Annotated in this window: 2 protein-coding genes and 1 pseudogene; 1 reads left to right on the forward strand and 2 read right to left on the reverse strand. The window is 65.1% G+C overall.

Going from position 1 to position 3148, the window contains the following annotated elements; all coding sequences use genetic code 11:
- The first annotated feature begins 555 nt into the window (after positions 1 to 555).
- Positions 556 to 1017 (forward strand): hypothetical protein, encoded by a 462-nt coding sequence (locus ACFXN1_RS51575; RefSeq protein ID WP_379446671.1) that lies wholly within the window; start codon positions 556 to 558, stop codon positions 1015 to 1017.
- 750 nt (positions 1018 to 1767) lie between these two features.
- On the opposite strand, the pseudogene ACFXN1_RS51580 reads toward ACFXN1_RS51575, so the two are convergent.
- Positions 1768 to 1923, reverse strand: a pseudogene (locus ACFXN1_RS51580) (IS256 family transposase); the annotation flags it as partial.
- A 489-nt stretch (positions 1924 to 2412) separates the two neighbouring features.
- Positions 2413 to 2607, reverse strand: a complete 195-nt coding sequence (locus tag ACFXN1_RS51585) for a hypothetical protein (protein ID WP_379446669.1) — start codon at positions 2605 to 2607, stop codon at positions 2413 to 2415.
- Between the last annotated feature and the right edge of the window lie 541 nt (positions 2608 to 3148).

Below are 3148 nucleotides of genomic sequence, written 5' to 3' on the forward strand. Positions count from 1 at the left end.
GGTGGCTGCGGGGGGAGAAAAGTTTGTGGTCGGCGACGGGTAAAGGCTCCGGTTGGTGGCAAGAAGTGGTTGTCCAAGAAGGGGGGGGGGGCGAGCCACAGGCCCGCCCTCAACACTTCGAGACAGAACCTAGGGGACACGCACGAATACGGCATGACATCAACTGGACGGCCGGGCGGGGGGCATCCCACACCAGATACGTCACCGTGACGGACCCGAGCGGGGAGTCGGGGTTTCATTCCTCACGCAACCGGTGGACGGCCTCGAACCGTTCCCGGGTGACAGGTGCAGCGGGTCTGGGCCTGCGGTAAGTGCTTCGTGCAGGATTCGGTCGGCCCGGATTCGGTCGATGCTGAATCCGTTGCGGCCCGTCGGAGAGCGGGCCAAGTGCGACCAGTTTTGCATCGAGCTGGACGCGACGCAGGTTCGGGGCGTGCAGCGCGGTCAGGGCGACCGAGTGGGCGTCGACTGGGTCGGTTTGCGGGCGTTGCAGGCGGCGAAGACCCGCACCTGCGCCGAGAGTTTCACCGGCACGTCCACCACGGTTTCACCATCATGGACCAGACGGTGCGCGAGGCGGCGTCCGATGCCGTTGCAGCCCGACTGCCCAGGCCCGACCGCGAATTGTGCGGATCCATTCCGATGATGACGGTCACCGGCGTCCCTTTCTGCCCTGCGATGGGTTTGGGCCTGTTCTACCCGGCCTGCGCCACCGCGGCGCGCCGATTCGCCGCCATCTTCAACGACAACCGCATCAGCGAAGGCTTCGCCATAGCCCTGGGCCGGGTCGGCACCGTACTGCTACCACGCCTGCCGTGCGAACGCCAGTGGATGCTCCCCACCAAGCACCAAGTGGGTTGCATGCGACCTGCAGATAAATCGCTGTCTGCCCAGAACGGCGACCCACGTCATCAGTCGGCGCCACCACCGAAGCGGCGGCGCTTTGATAGCCACCGCGCCTCGATTGCCGCTTTGTCGGGCCAGTTTCGTGGGCAATCGGTGCCTCGCGGCGCATGATACGTCACTCCCGGTGTGCCGAGTAGTCTGAGATCGCCAACGGCGAATTGCGGGCGACCAAGGATGGATTCCGATCAGTTCAATACGCAACGTGATTGGTGAGGTCGCGGAGCTGAGCGCCCTCGGGTTGCATGATGCCGAGGGGATCGGGCGGGGCGGTTTCGGCATTGTCTTCCGTTGTGTTCAGTCTGTGCTGGACCGGGTGGTGGCGGTCAAAGTACTCACGCGCGAGCGCATGGAACAACGACCGTTGACCCGATTCGCTCGACCCGCAGCTACGCCGACCGCCTTAACCGTAGACGCCATCGTCCGGGCTCTCGCCGATTACGTCACAGGAACGGAACGGACGTGCGGCCGGATCGGGCGCCAGGTGGGCCCTTGACCATTTAGTCATCGTCAGCCAATAACCGCCGGGCCGGACTGCACGCGGCACTGCGAGCTCCGTAGGAGGTCATGTGCTGAAGGTGAAACAGTGCCACCAGGGTGGCGAATAACCTGGCGGCACTGCCTCCATTCCGCGTGGCCGCTCACTGTCCGGCCATCGCGGCGGCCGGCGCCGGGCAGGGCGCCGACCTGGATCTCCGCGTCCCGAATCCATCGGGCCCCGCTGCGTTTCACCTTCGAGAGGACATTCGTAAGCTGTTGCTACGCCATACATTCAGGTGCCACTTGATCCAGCTGTCAGGTCTGAAACGTTTGCCCCCGGAGCGTCGTGTAACTCGGGTGGTCACCGCGTGATTCGGTTGTCGGTCAGGCGGTGAGTTCTGCCGGTATGGTGTCTTTCTGTTCGGTGGTGGTGAGTCCGTGGGAGCGGGCCAGGACGCCAAGACCGAGGTATCGGTGGTCTTCGATCCATTCGTGCTGCTCGGACAGCACCGCGCCGACCAGGCTGGCGATCGAACCTCGGTGCATGGACACGTCGCCCCGACCGACCTTCACGTCAGAGGTGGTGAGCCGGCGCGAATTCTGTGAACTCATGAGATCTCCTGCGGATATTGGCTGCTGCGGTGCCTACAGCCTCCTTTGCGACGGCCGGTCCCCGCGACGGCCGATTGAGCGAGGACATACCTATTTCTGCGTGCAGCACTTTGGAGTAGGCAGGGCAGAAGACGCCTCCAGGCAGCTCTTCGGGGGAATCCTGGCTGCCGGAAGAACCCACATCGGGCTTCGCGCTTTGGCGCTGATCGGATGGGCATTGTCCGCCGCACTCATGTTCGCGTCTGTCATGCCCCGGGTGTCATCGTCGGCGGGAGCGGGCCCGGCCGTGGCGAGCATCAGCGCCGGATGGCGCACCATACGCCGAACGCTACCCGTGAAAGATACCGAACGGTCGCATTATTGTGACGCTCCGGAATCCCGTACTGCCCCCCGGAAATTCGTCGTACGGAGTTCTGGTCATGTGGGTGTGGGTGGCTCGGCGGCGGGGTGCATGACGGCGTGCCACCACGATTCGAGCCGACTCGGCTCCGGCCAGAGCACCACCGGCGCATCCTCGTCGGAACCGCCGGTGATGGCGGGTGCCGTCGTATGCGGCTTTCCCGCCCGGCGAGCGGGTCTGTCACCGCGTGGTTCGCGTGGGGTTGCTGTCATGGCGCACCTCCAAATCCCTGCCCGACGCCGGGTCTCACCGGGGCGGGCTGGATTCCCAACTCGCGGCGGCGGTGCACGCCGAGGTCGACCGCGCGCGAGGAATACCACGAACGCCCAGGGGCAATGCCGAGGGATCTGCGCCACCACGGAGGGGCCGACGTGCGCCAGGGTAGGCGTTCAAGGTCAACGGTAGGCTACGTTCGAGTCGATTCCCGGGGCCCACGCCCCAAGATCGAACCTGGCAGGCGTGTACGGAAAACGATCGCAGGATCTCCAAGCCACAAGCGGCGCATGCGGATTGCCCCCGCCTGCGCCTGCCTCTCGGTAGCCCGACCCTCAGGTTTCAGTCACGTGGGCGAGGTGGGGCTGCGGTAGTCATCGGCACTCTGGCCGTGGGCTCTGCGAAGTGTCAGGGTCCAGTGCCAGTCGCGCGGTCAGGGCATCTGATACACACCTGTTGATCGCCAACCGGGATTCGTACGCGCGATGGCCGCTGGATGACCCTGGACGCCGCAGTCATCTACCGGCTGATGGTGACCGT

The organism is Nocardia sp. NPDC059154 (assembly GCF_042755705.1).
In the GTDB taxonomy this organism is placed as follows: Bacteria; Actinomycetota; Actinomycetes; order Mycobacteriales; family Mycobacteriaceae; genus Nocardia.

Excerpts from the sequence above, each read along its gene's own strand:
- ACFXN1_RS51575 (WP_379446671.1), top strand. The coding sequence starts at position 556 with ATGGACCAGACGGTGCGCGAGGCGGCGTCCGATGCCGTTGCAGCCCGA.
- ACFXN1_RS51585 (WP_379446669.1), bottom strand. The coding sequence starts at position 2,607 with ATGACAGCAACCCCACGCGAACCACGCGGTGACAGACCCGCTCGCCGG.